Here is an 18,659-nt window from a genome sequence, read left to right as displayed (position 1 = left end):
CGGCGGCATACCCGCCGCGCAAATCGATAAAATCAGATCAGGCCACGCGATGCGAGATTACGCATCAGATGCGACGAGCCGAACCGCCACGGGCTGCATTCCGTCGACAGGCGCACGGTGTTGGTCAGCGCACCAAGCTGCGGATTGGAGATGGTCACCACATCGCCGATCTTGTGAGTAAAGCCCTGCCCCGGCGTGTCGCGGTCTTCGACAGGCGCAAACAACGTTCCCATGAACAGCACGAAACCATCCGGATACTGATGGTGCTTGCCGATGGTCTGGGCAACCAGATCCAGCGGATCACGGCTGATTTCCTTCATGGTGCTGCGGCCATTGAGAACATAGCCATCCGGTCCTTCGACCTTCAGCGCCAGTTCCGCCGAGCACACATCGTCCATCGAATAGGTTTCGTCGAACAGGCGAATGAATGGGCCAACCGAACAGGACGCATTGTTATCCTTGGCCTTGCCGAGCAGCAGGGCCGAACGGCCTTCAACGTCGCGCAGGTTCACGTCGTTGCCAAGCGTCGCGCCCTTAACCTGCCCCTGACTGTTGACCGCAAGTACCACTTCCGGCTCCGGGTTGTTCCAGGTGGAAATCGGATGCAGGCCCACTTCCGCACCATGACCGACCGCCGACATGGGCTGGCTCTTTGTGAAAACTTCCGCGTCGGGGCCGATACCGACTTCGAGATATTGCGACCAGACGCCTTCTTCTATCAGCGCCGCCTTGACGCGGGCCGCCTCTTCCGAGCCTGCCTTGAGGTTGCGCAGGCTGTCGCCGATGATCGCACCTACACGCTCGCGGATTTTCAAAGCAAGATCGGGATTGCCAGCAGCGCGTTCCTCGATCACGCGTTCGATCATGGAGCGAGCAAAGGTAACGCCGCAGGCCTTGATCGACTGCAGGTCGTTCGGTGCCAGAAGATGCAGCGCGCTTTCATCGCCGGGCTTTCCGGAAAACAGGGCTTCTAGCGAACCGATATCCTGTCCGGCGGTTGCGCGTACATGAGCCAGCGCATCGTCAAGTTCAAGCAGGTCGCGCATCGTCGGTGCAGCTTTGGTGGTAATGTCGATGACGCGCCCTTCGCGCAAAGTCACCAGAACCGGCCCCTTGGCCGTCGGGCTCCATGCTCGCCCGACAAATGTTCCCGAGGCGAAAGTTTCATTGCTGCTCACGTTTAATGCTCCTCACCGGTGTTATGCGCGGCACTCCAGACCGCATGCCTATCACTGAACTCAAACCACACTGTCGCGCCCGCAAAGCTTTCACGTTTCGTGTGATAATGCACTAACAGTTCAGTCAGTGTTTAAGGCATAAGGCAGAGAACATATTTGCGCAAAGCAAAAAACGCGGTGACGGGCATCAACCGCGCCAGTTGCGGTAAGGCGTTGAGCTTGGTGGTCAAGCGGATACTGTGTCACTCAATTGCTTTCGATGCGGTGATATCCGTACCGCCTAACAATCCGGCTATTTGAATTGCTAGTCGGTTTATGGCTTCACTCCACTGTTACCGATTTTGCCAGATTGCGCGGCTGATCGACGTCCGTGCCCATCAGGTCAGCGGTGTGATAAGCCAGCATCTGGATCGGCAGCGCATAGACCAGCGGCGTGATGAATTCCGGCACGTCCGGCAGGACGATCGTTGCCATCGTATCGACGCTGGCGCTTTCCGCACCTCGTCTGTCGGTGATCAGGATGATGCGACCGCCACGGGCCGCCACTTCCTGCATGTTGGAAACGGTCTTTTCATAAAGACGGTCAGACGGTGCAATGACGATGACCGGCATGGTTTCATCGATCAGCGCGATTGGGCCGTGCTTCAACTCGCCAGCGGCATAGCCTTCGGCGTGGATATACGAGATTTCCTTGAGCTTCAGCGCGCCTTCCATGGCAAGCGGAAAGGACGTGCCACGACCGAGATAAAGAACGTGATTGACCTTGGCGAGATCGGTACAAACTGCCGCGATCTGATCTTCCAGCTTCAGCACTTGATTGAGGAAACGCGGGGCTTCGGAAAGCTGGCGCACCAGTTCCTGTTCGCGCGCATCGTCAATCGCGCCGCGCGCCTTGGCGGCGGCGATGGCGAGCGACGCCATGGCCGAAAGCTGGCAGGTGAAGGCCTTGGTGGAGGCAACGCCAATTTCCGGACCGGCAAGCGTCGGGAACACGGCATCGGATTCACGCGCGATGGTCGAGCCGGTGACGTTAACGACGGCGGCAATCTTCAAGCCTTGCGACTTGCAATAACGCAGCGATGCCAGCGTATCCGCCGTTTCGCCGGACTGGGAAACGAACATCGCCAGCGAATCTTTCGACAACGGCATTTCGCGATAGCGGAATTCCGATGCGATATCGCTATCGACCGGCAGACGGGCAATCTGTTCGAACCAGTATTTACCCACCGATGCCGCATAATAGGCCGTGCCGCAGGCGGAAATCGTCAGACGGTCAATCTTGCTGAAATCGACGCCGATCGCTTCCTGACGCACCTTGCCGGTGGTGAAATCGAGATAGTTGGCAAGCGTGTGGGAAATCACTTCCGGCTGCTCGAACATCTCCTTCTGCATGAAGTGACGATGATTGCCCTTGGAAACAAGCATATTGGCCGTCTGCGTCTTCTGGATCGTGCGCTCGACCTGATTGTTGCCCTCGTCATAAATGGTGACGCCCTTGCGGGTCAGTACAGCCCAGTCACCATCTTCCAGATAGGCAATGGTGTCGGTGAAGGGCGACAGCGCAATCGCGTCCGAGCCGAGGAACATCTCGCCATCGCCATAACCGACAGCCAGCGGCGGGCCCTGACGAGCGCCGATGAGCAGTTCTTCATCGCCTTCAAAAAGGAATGCGAGAGCGAATGCACCATGAAGCTGCGGCAGGCAATCGCGCACGGCCTCAACCGGCGACTTGCCCTTTTCCAGCTCACGGGTCACCAGATGCGCAACGGCTTCGGTGTCGGTTTCGGTCTGGAACTTGCGGCCTTCGGCTTCCAGCATGGTGCGCAGTTCGGCAAAGTTCTCGATAATGCCGTTATGAACCACCGCAAGGCGTTCAGTGATGTGCGGATGCGCATTACGCTCCACCGGCTTGCCATGGGTGGCCCATCGGGTATGACCGATGCCTATCACGCCCGGAAGCGGCTCACCGGCAAGGCGCTTTTCCAGATTGACGAGCTTGCCTTCCGCACGGCGGCGGTCAAGCCTGCCGCCCTGCAAGGTGGCGATACCGGCGGAGTCATAACCGCGATATTCCAGTCGTTTCAGAGCATCGACCAGAAGCGGCGCGACTTCATCCTTGCCGATAATACCGATAATTCCACACATGCGTCGCTCCGATAGATGCAATCATCTTCCATTTGTGGACCGGATTTAGTCCAATAAAACAAAGTCGCAATCAAGTAATTGCATGTATCTCGAATTTGTAGCCAAACGACCTTTTTTCTGAGCGGATCGGGAAGATATCCCCGCCGACATTGTTGTGGGATAGCAGTTTCCGCAGAACTAAAAGATCACGTGATACTGGCCAACGATGGAATCCGAGAAGTTTCGCTAAACCAGCCTTGCCACCACATCCCCTAGTGACGATTGCCAATGCGGCATGGTCCAGCCAAATGTCGCGCTGAACTTCTCTGTAGAAAGGCGTGAATTGGCGGGGCGCGTCGCCTTGGTCGGATACTCTGCAGTCGCAATATCCGTCACTTCAGCGGTCGGGCCGCCCTGCTTAGCGCTTTCAGCGAAAATCCCGCGAGCAAAACCGCTCCAACTGATGTCGCCCGTACCAACAAGATGATAGATGCCATAGCCAGAAAAATCAGGCTTTGCCGCCAAATGATCCGCCACGCGAATGACGGCTTCGGCGATATCCAGCGCGGAAGTCGGATTGCCCCACTGGTCGGACACGACTGACAGGCCATCACGGGTTTCTGCAAGGCGCAGCATCGTCTTGGCGAAATTCTTGCCGAACGGACTGTAAACCCAGGCCGTGCGCAGAATGATATGCTGCGGATGGGCCTCAGCAACCAGCCTTTCGCCTTCAAGCTTGGAGCTGCCATAAACACTGCGAGGGCCGGTTGGATCGGTCTCCACATAAGGCCTATTGCTATCGCCGGCGAAAACATAATCCGTCGACAGATGAATGACGAGCGCACCGCAGGCCTTCGCCGCTTCGGCCACAGCGGCAGCACCAGCCGCATTCACCGCCAAGGCGATTTCCGGCTCATCCTCGGCCTGATCCACAGCCGTATAGGCCGCAGCCGAAACGACGACATCCGGCTTGACATTGACGATCGCCTTGCGGATCGTTTCGGGGTCTGCCAGATCAAGTTCCGGCCTTCCCAACGCAATTACTTCAAGATCCGAGCGCTCTGCGGCCTTTTCCAGAAGGCTCTGAACGACCTGCCCTTCCCGCCCGGTGACGATGATCTTCATACCGCACCTGCTTTGGTCGCACCGGTTTTGGTTTGACCGCCGCCCAGACGCTCACCAGCATAAGTGCCGCTGCGGATCGGCTCCCACCACCAGCCATTGTCGAGATACCACTGAATGGTTTTCTCAAGGCCCGTTTCGAAAGTTTCCTGCGGGGTCCATCCGAGGTCACGCTCGATCTTCGAGGCATCGATGGCGTAACGGCGATCATGCCCCGGGCGATCCGTTACAAATGTAATCAGGTCGCCGTATTTCTTGCCATTGGCGCGCGGGCGCTTCTTGTCGAGAATGGCGCAAATCGTTTCCACTACATTGAGATTGGTGCGTTCCGAGCGTCCGCCGATATTGTAGCTTTCGCCGACTTTACCGGTCGTCGCCACCAACGCCAGCGCGCGGGCGTGATCTTCGACATAGAGCCAGTCGCGCACATTCGCCCCTGTCCCGTAAACGGGCAGCGGCTTTTCGTCGAGCGCGTTCAGAATGACAAGCGGAATGAGCTTTTCCGGGAAATGGAATGGCCCGTAATTGTTCGAGCAGTTCGAGAGAACTACCGGCAAACCATAGGTTTCGTGCCATGCGCGAACCAGATGATCGGAGGAAGCCTTCGATGCCGAATAGGGCGATGATGGCTTATAGGGCGTTTCTTCCGTGAAAATGCCGCTGTCGAACGGCAAATCGCCGAACACTTCATCGGTCGAGATGTGGTGGAAGCGGAAGTTCGACTTGCGCGGTTCCGGCAGTTCACGCCAATAGGCGAGAGCGGCATTGAGCAGGCGGAACGTGCCGATGATATTGGTTTCGATGAAAGCTGCCGGACCGTCGATGGAACGATCAACATGGCTTTCGGCAGCCAGATGCATGACGACATCGACAACATTCGAACGCAGCGTGTCCAGAATGAGATTATCGTCGCAGATATCGGCCTGCAGGAAACTATAGTTCGGATGGTTTTCGATCTGACGCAGCGATGCGAGATTGCCCGCATAGGTCAGTTTGTCCAGATTGATAACATTAACCTTCGGATCAGCGGCCAGATGACGGCATACAGCCGAACCGATGAAACCTGCACCGCCAGTGACGAGAATATTCATATCATTCCTTAAGCAAAAACTTCTGCATCGGCAAGCAACGGCGCATTCTTATCCTTATCCGATGTTTGTATACCGGAAGCGGAAATTGGCCAATCTATGCCTATTGCGGGGTCATCATATCGGATTGCGCGATCATGCTCAGGAGAATAGTAATCCGTTACTTTATAGAGAACTTCTGTATTCTCAACCAACGTCATGAAGCCGTGCGCGAACCCCTTCGGCACCAAAATTTGGTTCCACTTTTCAGCTGAGACTTCTTGCGCGACCCACCGACCAAAAGTCGGTGAGCTTTTGCGAATATCGACCGCAACATCGAGAATTGCGCCGCGAACAACGCGGAGCAGCTTATCCTGAGCAAATGGCAGCAACTGATAGTGAAGACCACGTACTACCCCTTTGGCCGCCGAAAAGGAGTGGTTGTCTTGGACAAAATTGAAGTCAATACCCGCATCCCTAAGCGCCTTGGCCTTGTAGGTTTCGGAAAAAAAACCACGATCATCACCAAACTTTCGCGGAAGTATCTCAACAACACCATCTAAACCTAAAGGGCGGACTTCCATTAGTATTTTCCTAGTTCATCAACACGTCGACGCAGATATGCTGCGTACTCGGTTTTACCAAGCTTGGTCGCACGTTCCAACACCGCATTACTGCTCAGCCAACCTTTATCCAGGCCGATTTCCTCTGGACAAGCAATCTTGATGCCCTGCCGCTTTTCGATCGTTTGAACAAATGACGACGCTTCGTGCAAACTGTCATGCGTACCGGTATCGAGCCAAGCATAACCGCGACCGAAGCGCTGAACATTTAACTCACCTCGTTCGAGATAGACATTATTAACGGTGGTTATTTCCAGTTCGCCGCGTGCGGACGGCGTGATTGAATGGGCAATATCGACCACGTGATTATCATAAAAATAGAGGCCCGTAACAGCCCAGTTTGACTTGGGTTTTGCAGGCTTTTCTTCAATGGACACCGCTTTACCGGTGCTGCTGTCGAACTCCACCACACCATAACGTTGCGGATCATCAACCCGATAAGCAAAAACAGTTCCCCCCTTCATTGGTTGCGACGAAAGCTGAGACAGTTTTGAAAGACCATCACCAAAATAGATATTATCGCCTAAAATCATGGCAACGCTGTCGTTGCCGATGAACTCTCTACCGATGATGAAAGCTTCAGCAAGACCATTGGGATGCGCCTGTTCGGCGTACGAGAAATTCACTCCGAACTCAGAGCCATCGCCGAGCAATTTCTGAAAAAGTGGTAAGTCGTGCGGCGTCGAGATGATCAAAATATCCTGAATGCCCGCGAGCATGAGCACACTCAAGGGATAATAGATCATCGGCTTATCATAAATCGGCAGAATCTGCTTTGAAACAGCAATTGTTAAAGGGTACAATCTGGTACCACTACCACCGGCGAGAATAATCCCCTTCATGCGATTTCACATCCTATCATCTTACTTCTTTCGCTTCGTTCATATAAGCACATTTCGTGCCTAAGATAATGGCTTCCTTTTGACGACCGTCAGACCCATTTGGCGAACCGAGAACACAAAGAATGACCTATGGTTTTTCAGCTGCTGATCCTAAAATCAATAACCAGCCATTGCTAACTATTTCAATCGTTACGTTTAATCCCGACTTAGAAGAATTTAAGAAAACGCTGGATAGCCTACGAACTGCGCTGAAGGCGCTTCCACCCAACGCATTCTCAATTACGATTGTGGATAACTCCTCTCGCAAAGACGTCGCCTCCTTTTTGCTGCGTTTCTATCCCGAATTACCAGTTACCCTAATTCAAGGACAGGGAAATATCGGCTTCGGGAGGGCCCATAATCTCGCGATTTGCCAGACGGGTGAGTTTCATCTGATTTTAAATCCAGATATTCAGCTCGATCCTGATGCGCTCATAAATGCAGTTGCCTTTATGAGAACTCATGAAAATTGTGGCCTCTTGAGCCCTCGTGCCACATGGCCCAATGAGCAACGACAGTATTTATGCAAACGCTATCCGGCGGTATTTGACTTACTTCTGAGAGGCTTTGCGCCCAAGCTAGTTCGCTCGTTTTTCTCTGCGCGCTTGGCAAGATATGAATTGCAGGCCGAAACACAAAACGCCGTCTTTTGGAACCCTCCCATAGTGAGCGGATGTTTCATGTTTTTCAGAGGTACTACTTTAAGAAATACGGGCGGCTTCAGCGATAAATATTTTCTATATTTTGAAGATTTTGACATCTCCCTAAGATCGATAAAAATTGCCGATACAGCTTATGTACCAACGATACGAGTAGTACATGCGGGGGGGCATGCTTCGAAGAAGGGGCACTGGCATATAAAAATGTTCATCCAGTCCGCCGTGACCTTTTATAGAACTAATGGGCTTAGATTATTTTAGTTTACAGCAGAGAACCAAGAAGGCACATCGAATGAAGAGATTCAGATCATATTATACTTCGATTTAGAGCCGAACCGAAAATTAAGTTGAGCGATTTCAGGAGTTTATGATTCTCTGTGGTTTACCAAGACTACGGAGGATCACATGGCCTGGACTGAAACCGCCCGGCGAGACTATGCCAGACGTGGCTTGCGCTATGCAAGCGATTGTACCGACGATGAGTGGGCAGTTGTTGCGCCGCTTTTGCAGCCGATGGGCAAAGTCGGCCGTCCGCGCGAGCATGATCCACGCATATTGTGGAACGCAATCCAATACATCGCGACAACCGGCTGCCAATGGGCGCAATTACCGAAGGAATTCCCGCCGTTTACGACGGTGCAGTACCATTTCTACCGGATGCGCGACAACGGCGTAATGCGTCGGGATGCGATGTTATATCTCGGTCTTGGCGTTAGCAATGGCTTCGTGTGTCTTCGACAATTCCTGAACGTCGTTGATGCCAGCACGCAAGGGATCGTGATAAACCTGCGTCGAATGGATCCTCAACATGTGCAGGATCACCTGCGCATCCTTAGGATCGTTTTTGTCCCAACAGTTGTGCAAGGCTTCTCGCGTGCGGGCAAGCACCAGCGACGACACCAATCGCGTTTCGAAGCCGGCTTCCACCAACCGCCAGGCGATCGGACGATGATAATTACCCGTTGCCTCAAAGGCGCAGACCACCGGTCGGTCATAGGATTGCAAAATCTCGATCAGATGGTCATGTTCTGCACGCGTATTGAGAACAGACAATCGACGGCGGCGTTTATGGCCGGGTGCTTCGATCAACACTTCATTGCGAACCTTGGCAATGTCGATGGCTACCAACACGGCATCGGCAGGCATAGAATTCTGACTGGTCATTGTTGGTCTCTCCGGAATGAGTTGTGAACACTCACATTCTAGAGCTACTTCGACTGGCCATGGCCACCTCAAACGGTGCGCGCTTGCAGCAAAAAAGCTGCGCGCACTGTTTGAGGTGGCTCCAACTCTTCCTTCCGTAGGTGCTACGGGACCGAACTGACCTCAAATGCCATCCTCGCCTGGTCGAAGGATCACAAGATCGAGTGGCACTACATCGCGCCGGGAAGACCGATGCAAAACGGCTATGTCGAGAGTTTCAATGGCCGCATGCGCGACGAGTTACTCAACGAGCGCCTGTTCTTTGGTCTCGATCATGCCCGCGGCGCCATTGCCGAATGGGCCGACGATTACAACAATTTCCGGCCCCACTCATCGCTCGGATACCAGACCCCGGCAGACTATGCAGGGATCATCGCCGCAACCGGCTCCAACGCTACGCAATTTGGAAGCTTCGCCTTTCCGCCGGTTGCTCCCATCACGCCATGTGGCGTATCAAAAACCGCCGAGGCTCTAATCGCAGCCGGATGAAACTTCAGTGGCAGGTCATTCGATACCCACGTATGTAAAGGGCGGATTTGCACAAGCTGTAGTTGATATATCGTCAACAACTGGCGTGGTGTCTGTACGATATTCGTCTGGCGGCGGAAATCTCCGCTTAGAGGCATGTCTTTCTTAAGCTGATGGTCCAGACCTTGGCTCCACCCGGTGTGGGTGGGGCACCGTCAATTACAGATCACAAGAAATAAGACTGTTTCAAAACGCGAAGTTAGCAACTAAATCAGACCAATGACTCTTGCATGCAACATGTTTATTTCATCTTTAATAGAAGATAGTTCAGTCTGGACCTCTATGGGAAACTGAGCCGTTCTTAGGTATTCTGGGTGGCTTGAGCCAGTTTGTCTCAGATATTGAATTTCTTTGGCCAATTCATCATATGCAATTTGTATCGCTTCTTTCGTGAAAGGCCGGGTGGTATATTCCATAATTGATCCTTGAGGGCGTACGCAATAAACGTATCCTAACGCCACAGATCGAATCAAACAAGTGGCTGTCATCCAACGCAAAGCTCCGTGCCGTCAGACTGGGGTGTGTTTTTATTAAAGGTCAGATATGCCCGCAGAAAAGTTTATAATGCCCCTGCCTGGACACTTTGATAAGCGTGATTATGACAATTTTAATCAACCGCATCCCTATGTGTGTACGCCTCAGTGGAATTTTGGCGTAAATGCGGAAGCTAGAATCATCAACGATATTTTCAATGATGGGCTGACATCCGACATTATATGGCAGCCGGATACATATCATTCAGCTAAGTCCTATGCGGAATCCATAGATGCAAAGCGTGTCATCGACATCGGGTGTGGCAGTGCCCTTAAACTCAAAAGTCTGTTTTCCGGCACCGGTTCTGACGTGTTCGCTGTGGATTTCAAAGGATCACTGGCTGCGGCCATTGAAAACTACGCGGAAGCATCTCACGTCGAGTGCGATCTTACGTCATGGAACGAGGTTCTCAATGTTGCGAAGAAATTTCGTAATGATGTTCCAACAGTCATAATTTGTGCGGACGTTATTGAGCATATACCAGACCCTCGGCCGCTTCTGGCCTTTATAAGACTGTTATTGTCAGGGAACCCGAAGAGCAGGTGCTTTTTGTCGACTCCCGACAGATCCCGTCTGGGGTATCAATCGTTGACGGCTAAGCCGGCCAATCCGGCACATGTGCGAGAATGGACCGCCGGAGAACTTCGCAATCTCTTGATGGCATCCGGTTTTCATGTTGAAAATATCGGAAATATTGGCGCGAATGAACATGACGAGGCGGCCAGCACTATACTTGCGGACATTTCATTTGACGCGAAATTCTATGCGGGGACGCTAGCGCGCTATGGGATTAATTCCGTCGATGTAACATCTGTTATGATCACAACGGAGTATCCCGGTCTGATAGCTAGCGGAGGGATAGGCACCTTTGTGGCGGATTGGCATCGTTCGACCAAGGGTTCTGCTGTTCTAGCGGCTTTCGACTTCGACAAGGAAAAAACTCAGAACGGCGACGTCGTTTTGAGCCCGTCGGGTGTCATCGACGTATCAGAGATTGGAGAAATCGGTACTGCTGACGTGTTGCTGCAGGCCGCCACCCAATTTCTGTTTCTGTGCCCAGATATGAGAGAGATACACTTTCAAGAATACTTGGGTATAGGGATGCGTATCGCGCAAGCGAAAATGGCGGGGGTACTTCCTGATACCCTTACAATCGTCGCTCATTGTCACGGCAATCAGCATTATCTCGAAAATGCCAATCAAACATGGATGGGGGCTGATTCTCAGATATATGCGGTTAGGGAAAAGATTAGCATCGAACTTGCTGATTTTGTCGTGTTCCCTTCAGAGTTTCTGCGGAAATTTTACGTTCAGTCTGGCATCCAGATTGACGATAGCAAAATTATAATCTGCCCCTATCGATATACGAATATCAAAATTGATAGTTCTCCGTTCGACAATGTGAAGCGCATCGTATTCGTCGGAAAGTTTATCCCGATGAAGGGGTTCGATTTATTCTGCGCATCGTTGGATGATAGTTTCTGCAAGGAACTAAAGGCAAAGGGCATTGAAGAAATAACTTTAATTGGACGCGGGCCCGATACGGGATATGAGCACGAGAGGGTGCTCAAACACCACTTCGCGCTGACGGTCCACACTGGCTTTGATCACGCGCAATTGGTTTCGTATATTCAGGGCCACCGATCTGACAGTTTGTTTGTTCAACCTTATCGTGGTGATAATTTCCCACTCGCTGTTTATGATGTCATTGGAAATGGCGGTGTGCTTCTGGCTGGGAACGCAGGGGGCATTCCGGAGATGTTCCGAGATAAAGACTGGCGCGAGTGTTTGGCAGACCTGTCACCAGATTCGCTGCGCTACAAAATTCGCGAAATTTTGGATTGGGACAACGAGAAGAAGGCGCGCATCCGCGATACACTCGTAGAAGATCTGAGGCGCGGGAATCGCGTCTCCGAAAATCAACGATATATACCGGTTGCCAGTCAACCTGTTGAACTCCTTAGTTCAACAGTGATGATCCCATTCTATAACACCGAGATTTCGGAATTCATCGAATTGCTGAAGGCTCTCAATCAACAGTCGCTCCGCCCGAGCGAGGTGATAATCGTCAATGACGCGTCTAATTATAAGAGCCGAACCGATATGGCGGAAGCCGTTCAAAGGTATCTCGATATTCCGTTCAGGATTATTGATCACGCGTATAATTGCGGTTTGGCAGGCGCCAGAAATACCGCATTGTCCGCGTGCACAACTGATCTCATATTGAATGCCGATTCCGACGATATCCCGCTCAACGATTGGGTTAAGACAATCGTTACAGCTATGAGCAGAAACCCTCAGGCTGCAGCTGCTGTACCCTATCTAGCTGCCTTTGACGCCGGAACGGATTTCAACCGTCCCTTTCATAAAGGGCAATATGTCTACCGGCCAATGGGCGATGGATTCGTGACGTCGCAAACCCGAAATGATCTTGGCCACGCAAATTCTGGTTATAGGGTCAGTCATGCAAGAGGGATGGGCGGCTGGAACGCTGGTTCGAAGGCAAAGTATGAGGATTGGGCGTTCTTTCTCAATATTCTGGCGAACGGACTGCGGATAGAGCTTATTCCGACCGTCACCTGCTTGTATCGCGTCCGCAAGAATTCCATGGCGCGAACATATTCAGAGTGGCCAGGACAGGTCCGTCTTTATCAGACAACCAACGGGTTATCTCGTTTCGAAACACTCCAACTTCAGAGACATTGTCGGTCTGAAACAAGTTTGGGTGGCGACCCAGCAAAAGTAGGTATCGAACGCGTAATGGAGTTGCAGAAACAAATCGAAGCCTTCGAGCGCCGTAAAGTAATTCGTATTGTGAATGCGATGTCCGCGCAAGTGCAGAAATTACCCTTTCTACATAAGCTTCTACGCAGATTAGGACGTTTGGTAGGCCTACTGCGTTAGTGTTGGTGGCTCTAGCTACGTCGTTAATATTGGCGGCGTAGCTCCAGCATCAAAGACTGTCCCACGGTTCAATTAGTGACTAGTTTTGCTGGTGATCCTGTAGTCGCTTAGTTTTAACGGATTGATGAGAGCCTTTTTTAAAAAAGCTTTCAATGAATGAATATGTTCCTACGAAGAATACGAGATATCCTGAAATGTATGAGGGTAGCAGGTAACGCCATTCCAAACCTGTTTCCGAAACCATGTACGGGACCGCATACAGAACGCCGAAGATGTAAATTGTAAGAAGTAATATGTTCTGACGGCGCCAATTCATAACGAGAGCCACAAGCCCGAGCAGCAGAGCGGGCCAATGCTTGAAAATAAAGGATGTTTTCAGAGCGGTCAGCGTCGAAACTGTCCATTCATATCCAGGGATTTTAGGCGATAGGAATACATTGAAAATGTTTTTATCAACATAGGGATGCATAGGAAAGTACTCAGCCGAGTTGTTGAGCTGTCCAGTGATGTATTTCATCTTATGACGCATAAACCCTTTTGGAGATTGCCATACGACGTGAGGTAAACGGTCAACGATAAACTGACCGTTATTCATGATGTTGCCAAATCCGATCAGTGCGTCCTTCGGCCAGAACATCGCGCCGTTTCCGCTAAAGAGATACAGAGGTATCGAGGCTTCTAAAGTGCCTTCACCAAAAGCAGCATCATAGTAAGGCTTTTCCTGAGCTATTAGCTTTTCCCTTACATCAGGATCGGAGTTAACAATTGTACCCAGATACTGGTTGTACAACGCAAATCTTATCATCGATGGCTTTTCCTCAACGCCCGGCATTAGGAGAAAAGCCTTAGAAGCTATGATGATGACGACGCACGCCATTGTCGATAAAAACACGCGAGGAACAGCTTTCAGCGCTCGTCTTTTTTGTAGATAAAAGTACCATGCTACCGCAACAAGCGGCAGGGACGACACGGCGTTATATCGAATACTTATCGAGATAAAGAAGAACAGGCTTCCTGTTAGCAGCCATTTGGTGCTAACAAACCCGGATCGAAATAGCTCAAAAAATGAGAAAAGACCGAAATAAGCGAACGCAAATACCCACATATCGGTCCAGTGAACGTTTGTATGCACCCATAACGGCATCAGACAAAGCATAAGTAAAGAGCAGACGATAAGCGCTCTCCATGTTCTAGTTGTCAGCGCTATCGCCATGAATATGGCAGACCAAAGAAGCGTACCCTGAACCCAAGAAAAGCTGGCAATTGTCGCTTCACCTGATGGAGAAAATAGGTAAAAAATCCGCTGGATAAGCGCCATCAACGGCGGTTTGATTGTGTCATAGTGTTGGCTTACGGCCTGCTTCCAGCTAAAAATGCTGTCATTTGAGAGAAAGCCAGGATAAAATACTAATAGGAATATTGTGCTTATGAAAGCGCCAGCCAAAACGGATGTAATAATCCTTTTGGGCGACACCTGGTAATCAATGTCAAACGTCATTTCCCGCCCCAGTAGCCCTTATTTTCGGATGCCCGAAGCTTCAATAGTATAAAGAAGTTCGTTTTGTAAGGGGAGGTAGTCGTAATTTGTGGGACATGCGCGGTCACACGACACTCAAGGTGGCGGCCCGATCAAGTTACGGCTTGATCAGCGCCTGATAAAGAAAAACAATCCAGCGACGACGACGACAGATATCACTAACGCTCATCCTATCGAAAATATCACCCACGGATGGAACGCGTCAGAAAATTGAGCATCGTGTACGGCAAAAAAGTGCTTCCTAAGAGGTGGCTCGGTTTGTTTGAACAGTTTCGGGCGTTTCGCTAAGTGGATTTCCGCCTCGATTATGCCGCCACCATCATTGGCGTCAGCGCGTTGAAGTAAGCCTGATCCGGCGTCTGCCGGTCAAGCGATGAATGTGGACGTCGGCTATTGTAAAAGGTCAGATAACGGCCGATGCCAGCGCGTGCCTCAGACACGGTTTTATAGGCATGGAGGTAGACCTCCTCGTATTTGATCGAGCGCCACAGCCTCTCGACAAAGACATTGTCCCGCCAAGCGCCTCTGCCGTCCATCGAGATGGCAATTTCAGCTTTCTTCAACACCGCCGTGAAGTCGATGGATGTGAACTGCGATCCTTGATCGGTGTTGAAGATGTCCGGCTTACCGTAGCGGGCAAGCGCCTCTTCAACCTCCTCGATGCAGAAGTCGGCTTCCATCGTGATCGACAGTCGCCACGACAGAACACGCCGGCTGAACCAGTCCACAACGGCGCAGAGATAGACAAATCCGCGAGCCATCGGAACATAGGTCAGGTCCATCGCCCAGACCTGATTGGGTCTGGTAACCGCCAGCTTGCCCAGGAGATAGGGATAGACCTTGTGCCCCGGCGCTGGTTTCGGCGTGTTCGGGCGACGGTAGATCGCCTCGATGCCCATCTTCTTCATCAGCGTGGCGACGTGTAGTCGACCGGTTTGTAACCCTTCTCCCCTCAAGAGCCCTTGCAACATCCGGCTTCCGGCAAACGGGTATTCGAGATGCAACTCGTCGATCCGGCGCATCAGAGCCAGATCGCCATCAGACACCGGACGCGGCGAATAATAGACACTGCCACGGCTGAAGCCGAGAAGCTTCGCCTGACGCACGACGGACAGCTTGTGCTCGCGGTCAATCATTTCTTTCCGCTCAGCAATCCCGCCTTGCCGAGCGCACCGGACAAAAAATCGTTCTCCAGCGTCAGTTCGCCAATCTTGGCATGAAGCGTTTTGACATCAACGGTTGGACCGGCAGGTTCGGCGTAAGCGGTCAGCCGATGGCGTTAGACTTGAAGTTCCAAGGCATAAGGGCTTCGATTTCAGTTACAGGCCAGCCTTGAGCGATGCGGCTTAGTATTTGGGATAGCCAGTCGAGCGGATCGACGCTGTTCATTTTGCATGTCTGGAGAAGCGTGGCCAGTGTAGCCCAGGTCCGTCCACCGCCTTCGCTTCCGGCAAACAGGCTGTTTTTCCTCGTGATTGTCTGTGGTCTGATCGCACGCTCGACAATGTTGCTATCGATTTCGACCCGGCCATCGGTGAGGAAGCGCTCCAGAGCCTCGCGCCGGGTGAACGCGTAGCGGATCGCCTCGGCGGTTTTGGACTTGCCCGAGACTTTACCCAGTTCCTTTTCCCACAGGTCGAAGAGGCGGGCGACAATGGTTTCGGACTGTTCCTGACGGAACGCGGCGCGGATGTCGGCATTCTTGCCGCGAACCTCATCCTCGATCTTCCACAATTTGGTCATGGCGATGACCGTATCTGTTGCAGCCTGCGAGATCCCGCTGACGTGCAGATCGTAAAATTTGCGGCGCAGATGTGCCCAGCAGCCTGCGAGCTGTATCTGTTCGTTGCGCCCAGCCTTGGCTTGCGCCTTGATCATGCTCGTATAGGCGCCATATCCGTCCACCTGCAGGATTCCGTTGAACCCGGCAAGATGCCGCGCCACGCATTCTGCGCCCCGACTGTCTTCAAAGCGATAGGCCACCATTGGTGGACTGCTCCCACCATAGGGGCGATCATCGCGTGCATAAGCCCAAAGCCATGCCTTAGTGGCTTTTCCCGAACCGGGAGCCAGGGTAGCAAGGTCGTCTCATCGGCGAAGACCCTTTCACCTTTCTTGACCCGCTCCAGGATATAATCAGCGCATATCTGAAGCTCGAAGCCCAGATGCCCCATCCATTGCGCCATCAAACTCCGGCTGATCTCGACCCCATCACGCAAATAGATTGCTTCCTGACGGTAAAGTGGAAGGCCATCGGCGTACTTGGAGACGGCGATATAGGCGAGCAGGCGCTCTGTCGGCAGACCACTCTCGATAATATGTGCAGGCGCGAGTGCCTGAACCACACCATCATGGTTCCGGAATGCATATTTGGGGCGACGTGTCACGATAACCCGGAACTTCGGGGGCACGACGTCCAGGCGTTCCGAGCGATCCTCGCCGATCAGGACCTTTTCCAGCCCCTCGCAACCAGCTGGAATCTCCGGTTCGATGACTTCCTCAATGCGTTCGAGATGGGCCGCAAAACCCTTGCGCGGACGTGATGCCCGTTTCGGCTTGTCCCTGGCCGCATCGTCAAGTTCGCTCTGGATTGCCGAGAGACCGGTTTCCACTTCCTCGAAAGCAAACGATACCTGTTCATCGCTAACACCAAGGCGTAATCGTTCAGAGCGCCGGCCGTGCTGGGTGCGCTGCAAAACCTTCATGATGGATGTCAGGTTGGCAATCCGTTCGTTGGCGCTCTTCTCCACTGCCTCCAGCCGGGCAATCTCAGCTTCAGCAGCCTTCAACCGGGCTTCCTTTTCAGCCTGCTCACGTGCCATCGCGAGCACCATGGCTTTCAGTGCGTCAACGTCATCCGGCAGATCGTGAAGCGGTAAATCCATGAGGCTGAGTAGAGCATAAAAGCGGCCGTTTTCCCAACCATTACAGCATCATGAATCATCTTGCCGCAGGCGCTATCACCCCGTCAGCAAAGGGCGTCTTGTCCTGTTCGGGCGGATCTTTTTCCAGTCCATTCCGGCCAACAAAGCCATGAGCTGGGAATGGTCCAGACGTATCCTCGCAACTGACAGGCCCGGCCAGCAAAAGCCACGGTCCTCAAGCGTTTTCGAATAAAGGCAAACGCCACTTCCATCCCACCACACAATCCGGACCCGGTCGGCACGTTTTGACCGGAAGACATAAAGCGCTCCATTGAACGGGTCGAGACCGCCATCACGGACAACTGCCATCAGGGAAGCGGCTCCCTTGCGGAAGTCGACGGGCTGGCAGGACACATAAACCACCACACCGCTGGAAATCATGCCTTGCGAGCCGCCCTCAGAACCTTCACCAGGTGATCCGGATCGAAGGCTGAACCGACGCGAACTACCATGTCGGCGACAACAATATCGATCGAAGCGCTACTCGTCGTTTCAACCCGTGCAAACCTGGCCGGACTGGCCGGTCCCGCTGTTACCGGTGAAACAACACCAGATGCAAGCGCCTTACGACGCCATCCATAAAGTTGCGAGGGATCCAGTCCTTCAGACCGTGCAACCGCCGAGACGTTGGCCCCGGGCTGCAACGACGCAGCCACGATCCGCGCTTTCTCGTCATCCGACCAGTCACGCGGCCGCCGTCGGCTTCGCACGGGTTCCGCCGTCAAAACCTCGAATGTCCGGGGCTGATTCACAGTGTCGCTCATAGGATTCTCCGCATGATTCATGCAGAAAATCGCCCATCACACCGACGAAAGATACGTGGGGTAGCCTACCCGCTTACGGTTCGGCCTTGGTTCCATCGCCGAAAACGCCTGTCGCCCCCTCAAGAAGCTGTTCTTTCCACTGCTTGATCTGATTGGCATGCACGTCGAACTGCTGGGACAATTCCACCAGCGTCTGCTCGCCTCTGATCGCGGCAAGCGCCACCTTGGCCTTGAAAGCCGGACTATGGTTCCGGCGCGGTCGTCTCGTCATGGTATCTCCTGTTCCCAGCATTTAAGCTGAAGTCAGGCGGAAATTCCACTTATCCTAGCTGTGCAGATTTCCCGAGCCAGCTCTAACTTCAGTGGCAGGTCAACCCGTGCAAGACAAATCTGCTGAGCATGGTGAATGGGTGTTCCTTCTATTTCTTCACTGGCGTGCTGAGTAGCGACATGCAGATCGAAGAGGCGAACAACTCCTCTATCGGCAACAAAAAAATCAAGCTTCGCCTGCCAGAACGATTGGCCGCGGGTGACAAACCATCTTCTGCTCGGCTCATTTCTATCCGTTCTATTATGTGAGACCGAATCAGACACTAGCGAGGCCTGGCAAT

The 18,659-nt window shown here is 52.6% G+C and carries 13 protein-coding genes and 6 pseudogenes; 5 read left to right on the top strand and 14 right to left on the bottom strand.

The genetic code is table 11. The features are described 5' to 3' along the window. Positions 1-32: 32 nt before the first annotated feature. From ABWW11_RS04265 to rfbA, 6 genes are all read right to left on the bottom strand, one after another. Positions 33-1,178, bottom strand: a complete 1,146-nt coding sequence (locus ABWW11_RS04265) for a fumarylacetoacetate hydrolase family protein (protein WP_121535435.1) — start codon at positions 1,176-1,178, stop codon at positions 33-35. Between the two features lie 321 nt (positions 1,179-1,499). Next, positions 1,500-3,323, bottom strand: a complete 1,824-nt coding sequence (gene glmS, locus ABWW11_RS04260; protein WP_353409093.1) for a glutamine--fructose-6-phosphate transaminase (isomerizing) — start codon at positions 3,321-3,323, stop codon at positions 1,500-1,502. A 225-nt stretch (positions 3,324-3,548) separates the two neighbouring features. Next, positions 3,549-4,427: a dTDP-4-dehydrorhamnose reductase gene (rfbD, locus tag ABWW11_RS04255; RefSeq protein WP_121539546.1), complete on the bottom strand. Its 879-nt coding sequence runs from the start codon at positions 4,425-4,427 to the stop codon at positions 3,549-3,551. Next, complete coding sequence (gene rfbB / locus ABWW11_RS04250; protein WP_121539545.1) at positions 4,424-5,515, bottom strand: dTDP-glucose 4,6-dehydratase; 1,092 nt, start codon at positions 5,513-5,515, stop codon at positions 4,424-4,426. Before rfbB ends, rfbD begins: the two co-directional genes overlap by 4 nt. 8 nt (positions 5,516-5,523) lie before the next feature. Next, the gene (gene rfbC / locus ABWW11_RS04245; RefSeq protein ID WP_121539544.1) at positions 5,524-6,075 is read right to left on the bottom strand and encodes a dTDP-4-dehydrorhamnose 3,5-epimerase; all 552 of its coding nucleotides are present in this window, start codon (positions 6,073-6,075) and stop codon (positions 5,524-5,526) included. Next, positions 6,075-6,956: a glucose-1-phosphate thymidylyltransferase RfbA gene (gene rfbA / locus ABWW11_RS04240; RefSeq protein WP_121539543.1), complete on the bottom strand. Its 882-nt coding sequence runs from the start codon at positions 6,954-6,956 to the stop codon at positions 6,075-6,077. Before rfbA ends, rfbC begins: the two co-directional genes overlap by 1 nt. Before the next feature lie 122 nt (positions 6,957-7,078). Here rfbA and ABWW11_RS04235 point away from each other — a divergent pair, with 122 nt between their 5' ends. Both ABWW11_RS04235 and ABWW11_RS04230 read left to right on the top strand, forming a co-directional pair. Then, complete coding sequence (locus tag ABWW11_RS04235; protein ID WP_121539542.1) at positions 7,079-7,915, top strand: glycosyltransferase; 837 nt, start codon at positions 7,079-7,081, stop codon at positions 7,913-7,915. Positions 7,916-8,059: 144 nt separating this feature from the next. Further along, positions 8,060-8,332 (top strand): annotated as a pseudogene (locus tag ABWW11_RS04230) (transposase); the annotation flags it as partial. Positions 8,333-8,350: 18 nt separating this feature from the next. Here ABWW11_RS04230 and ABWW11_RS04225 read toward each other — a convergent pair. Continuing rightward, positions 8,351-8,818, bottom strand: a pseudogene (locus tag ABWW11_RS04225) (IS110 family transposase); the annotation flags it as partial. Between the two features lie 147 nt (positions 8,819-8,965). On the opposite strand from ABWW11_RS04225, the pseudogene ABWW11_RS04220 reads away from it, so the two are divergent. Then, positions 8,966-9,346: pseudogene (locus ABWW11_RS04220) on the top strand (integrase core domain-containing protein); the annotation flags it as partial. A gap of 245 nt (positions 9,347-9,591) precedes the next feature. On the opposite strand, the gene ABWW11_RS04215 reads toward ABWW11_RS04220, so the two are convergent. Beyond that, a complete protein-coding gene (locus ABWW11_RS04215; RefSeq protein WP_121539541.1) occupies positions 9,592-9,801 on the bottom strand; it encodes a hypothetical protein in 210 nt (69 codons plus the stop codon). A gap of 148 nt (positions 9,802-9,949) precedes the next feature. Between ABWW11_RS04215 and ABWW11_RS04210 the strand changes: the two genes are divergently transcribed. Next, complete coding sequence (locus ABWW11_RS04210; protein ID WP_167836172.1) at positions 9,950-12,823, top strand: glycosyltransferase; 2,874 nt, start codon at positions 9,950-9,952, stop codon at positions 12,821-12,823. A gap of 79 nt (positions 12,824-12,902) precedes the next feature. On the opposite strand, the gene ABWW11_RS04205 is transcribed toward ABWW11_RS04210, so the two are convergent. The 6 genes and pseudogenes from ABWW11_RS04205 to ABWW11_RS04180 all read right to left on the bottom strand — a co-directional run. Then, positions 12,903-14,321 (bottom strand): hypothetical protein, encoded by a 1,419-nt coding sequence (locus tag ABWW11_RS04205; RefSeq protein WP_121539539.1) that lies wholly within the window; start codon positions 14,319-14,321, stop codon positions 12,903-12,905. 344 nt (positions 14,322-14,665) lie between these two features. Then, positions 14,666-15,603, bottom strand: a pseudogene (locus tag ABWW11_RS04200) (IS3 family transposase); the annotation flags it as partial. A gap of 23 nt (positions 15,604-15,626) precedes the next feature. Beyond that, positions 15,627-17,245, bottom strand: a pseudogene (gene tnpC / locus ABWW11_RS04195) (IS66 family transposase). Positions 17,246-17,320: 75 nt separating this feature from the next. Then, positions 17,321-17,665 (bottom strand): IS66 family insertion sequence element accessory protein TnpB, encoded by a 345-nt coding sequence (gene tnpB / locus ABWW11_RS04190; RefSeq protein WP_100649048.1) that lies wholly within the window; start codon positions 17,663-17,665, stop codon positions 17,321-17,323. After that, a complete protein-coding gene (locus ABWW11_RS04185; RefSeq protein WP_121539538.1) occupies positions 17,662-18,048 on the bottom strand; it encodes a transposase in 387 nt (128 codons plus the stop codon). The genes tnpB and ABWW11_RS04185 overlap by 4 nt, the downstream gene beginning before the upstream one ends. Positions 18,049-18,130: 82 nt before the next feature. Beyond that, positions 18,131-18,319, bottom strand: a pseudogene (locus ABWW11_RS04180) (transposase); the annotation flags it as partial. Positions 18,320-18,498: 179 nt separating this feature from the next. On the opposite strand from ABWW11_RS04180, the gene ABWW11_RS04175 reads away from it, so the two are divergent. Then, positions 18,499-18,627: a hypothetical protein gene (locus ABWW11_RS04175; RefSeq protein ID WP_268967065.1), complete on the top strand. Its 129-nt coding sequence runs from the start codon at positions 18,499-18,501 to the stop codon at positions 18,625-18,627. The last annotated feature ends 32 nt before the right edge of the window (positions 18,628-18,659 follow it).

This window comes from Brucella sp. NBRC 113783, assembly GCF_040372265.1.
Classification (GTDB): domain Bacteria; phylum Pseudomonadota; class Alphaproteobacteria; order Rhizobiales; family Rhizobiaceae; genus Brucella; species Brucella teleogrylli.
The sequence above is the reverse complement of the archived record's forward strand: the minus strand, read 5'-3'. Positions and strand labels throughout refer to the sequence as shown.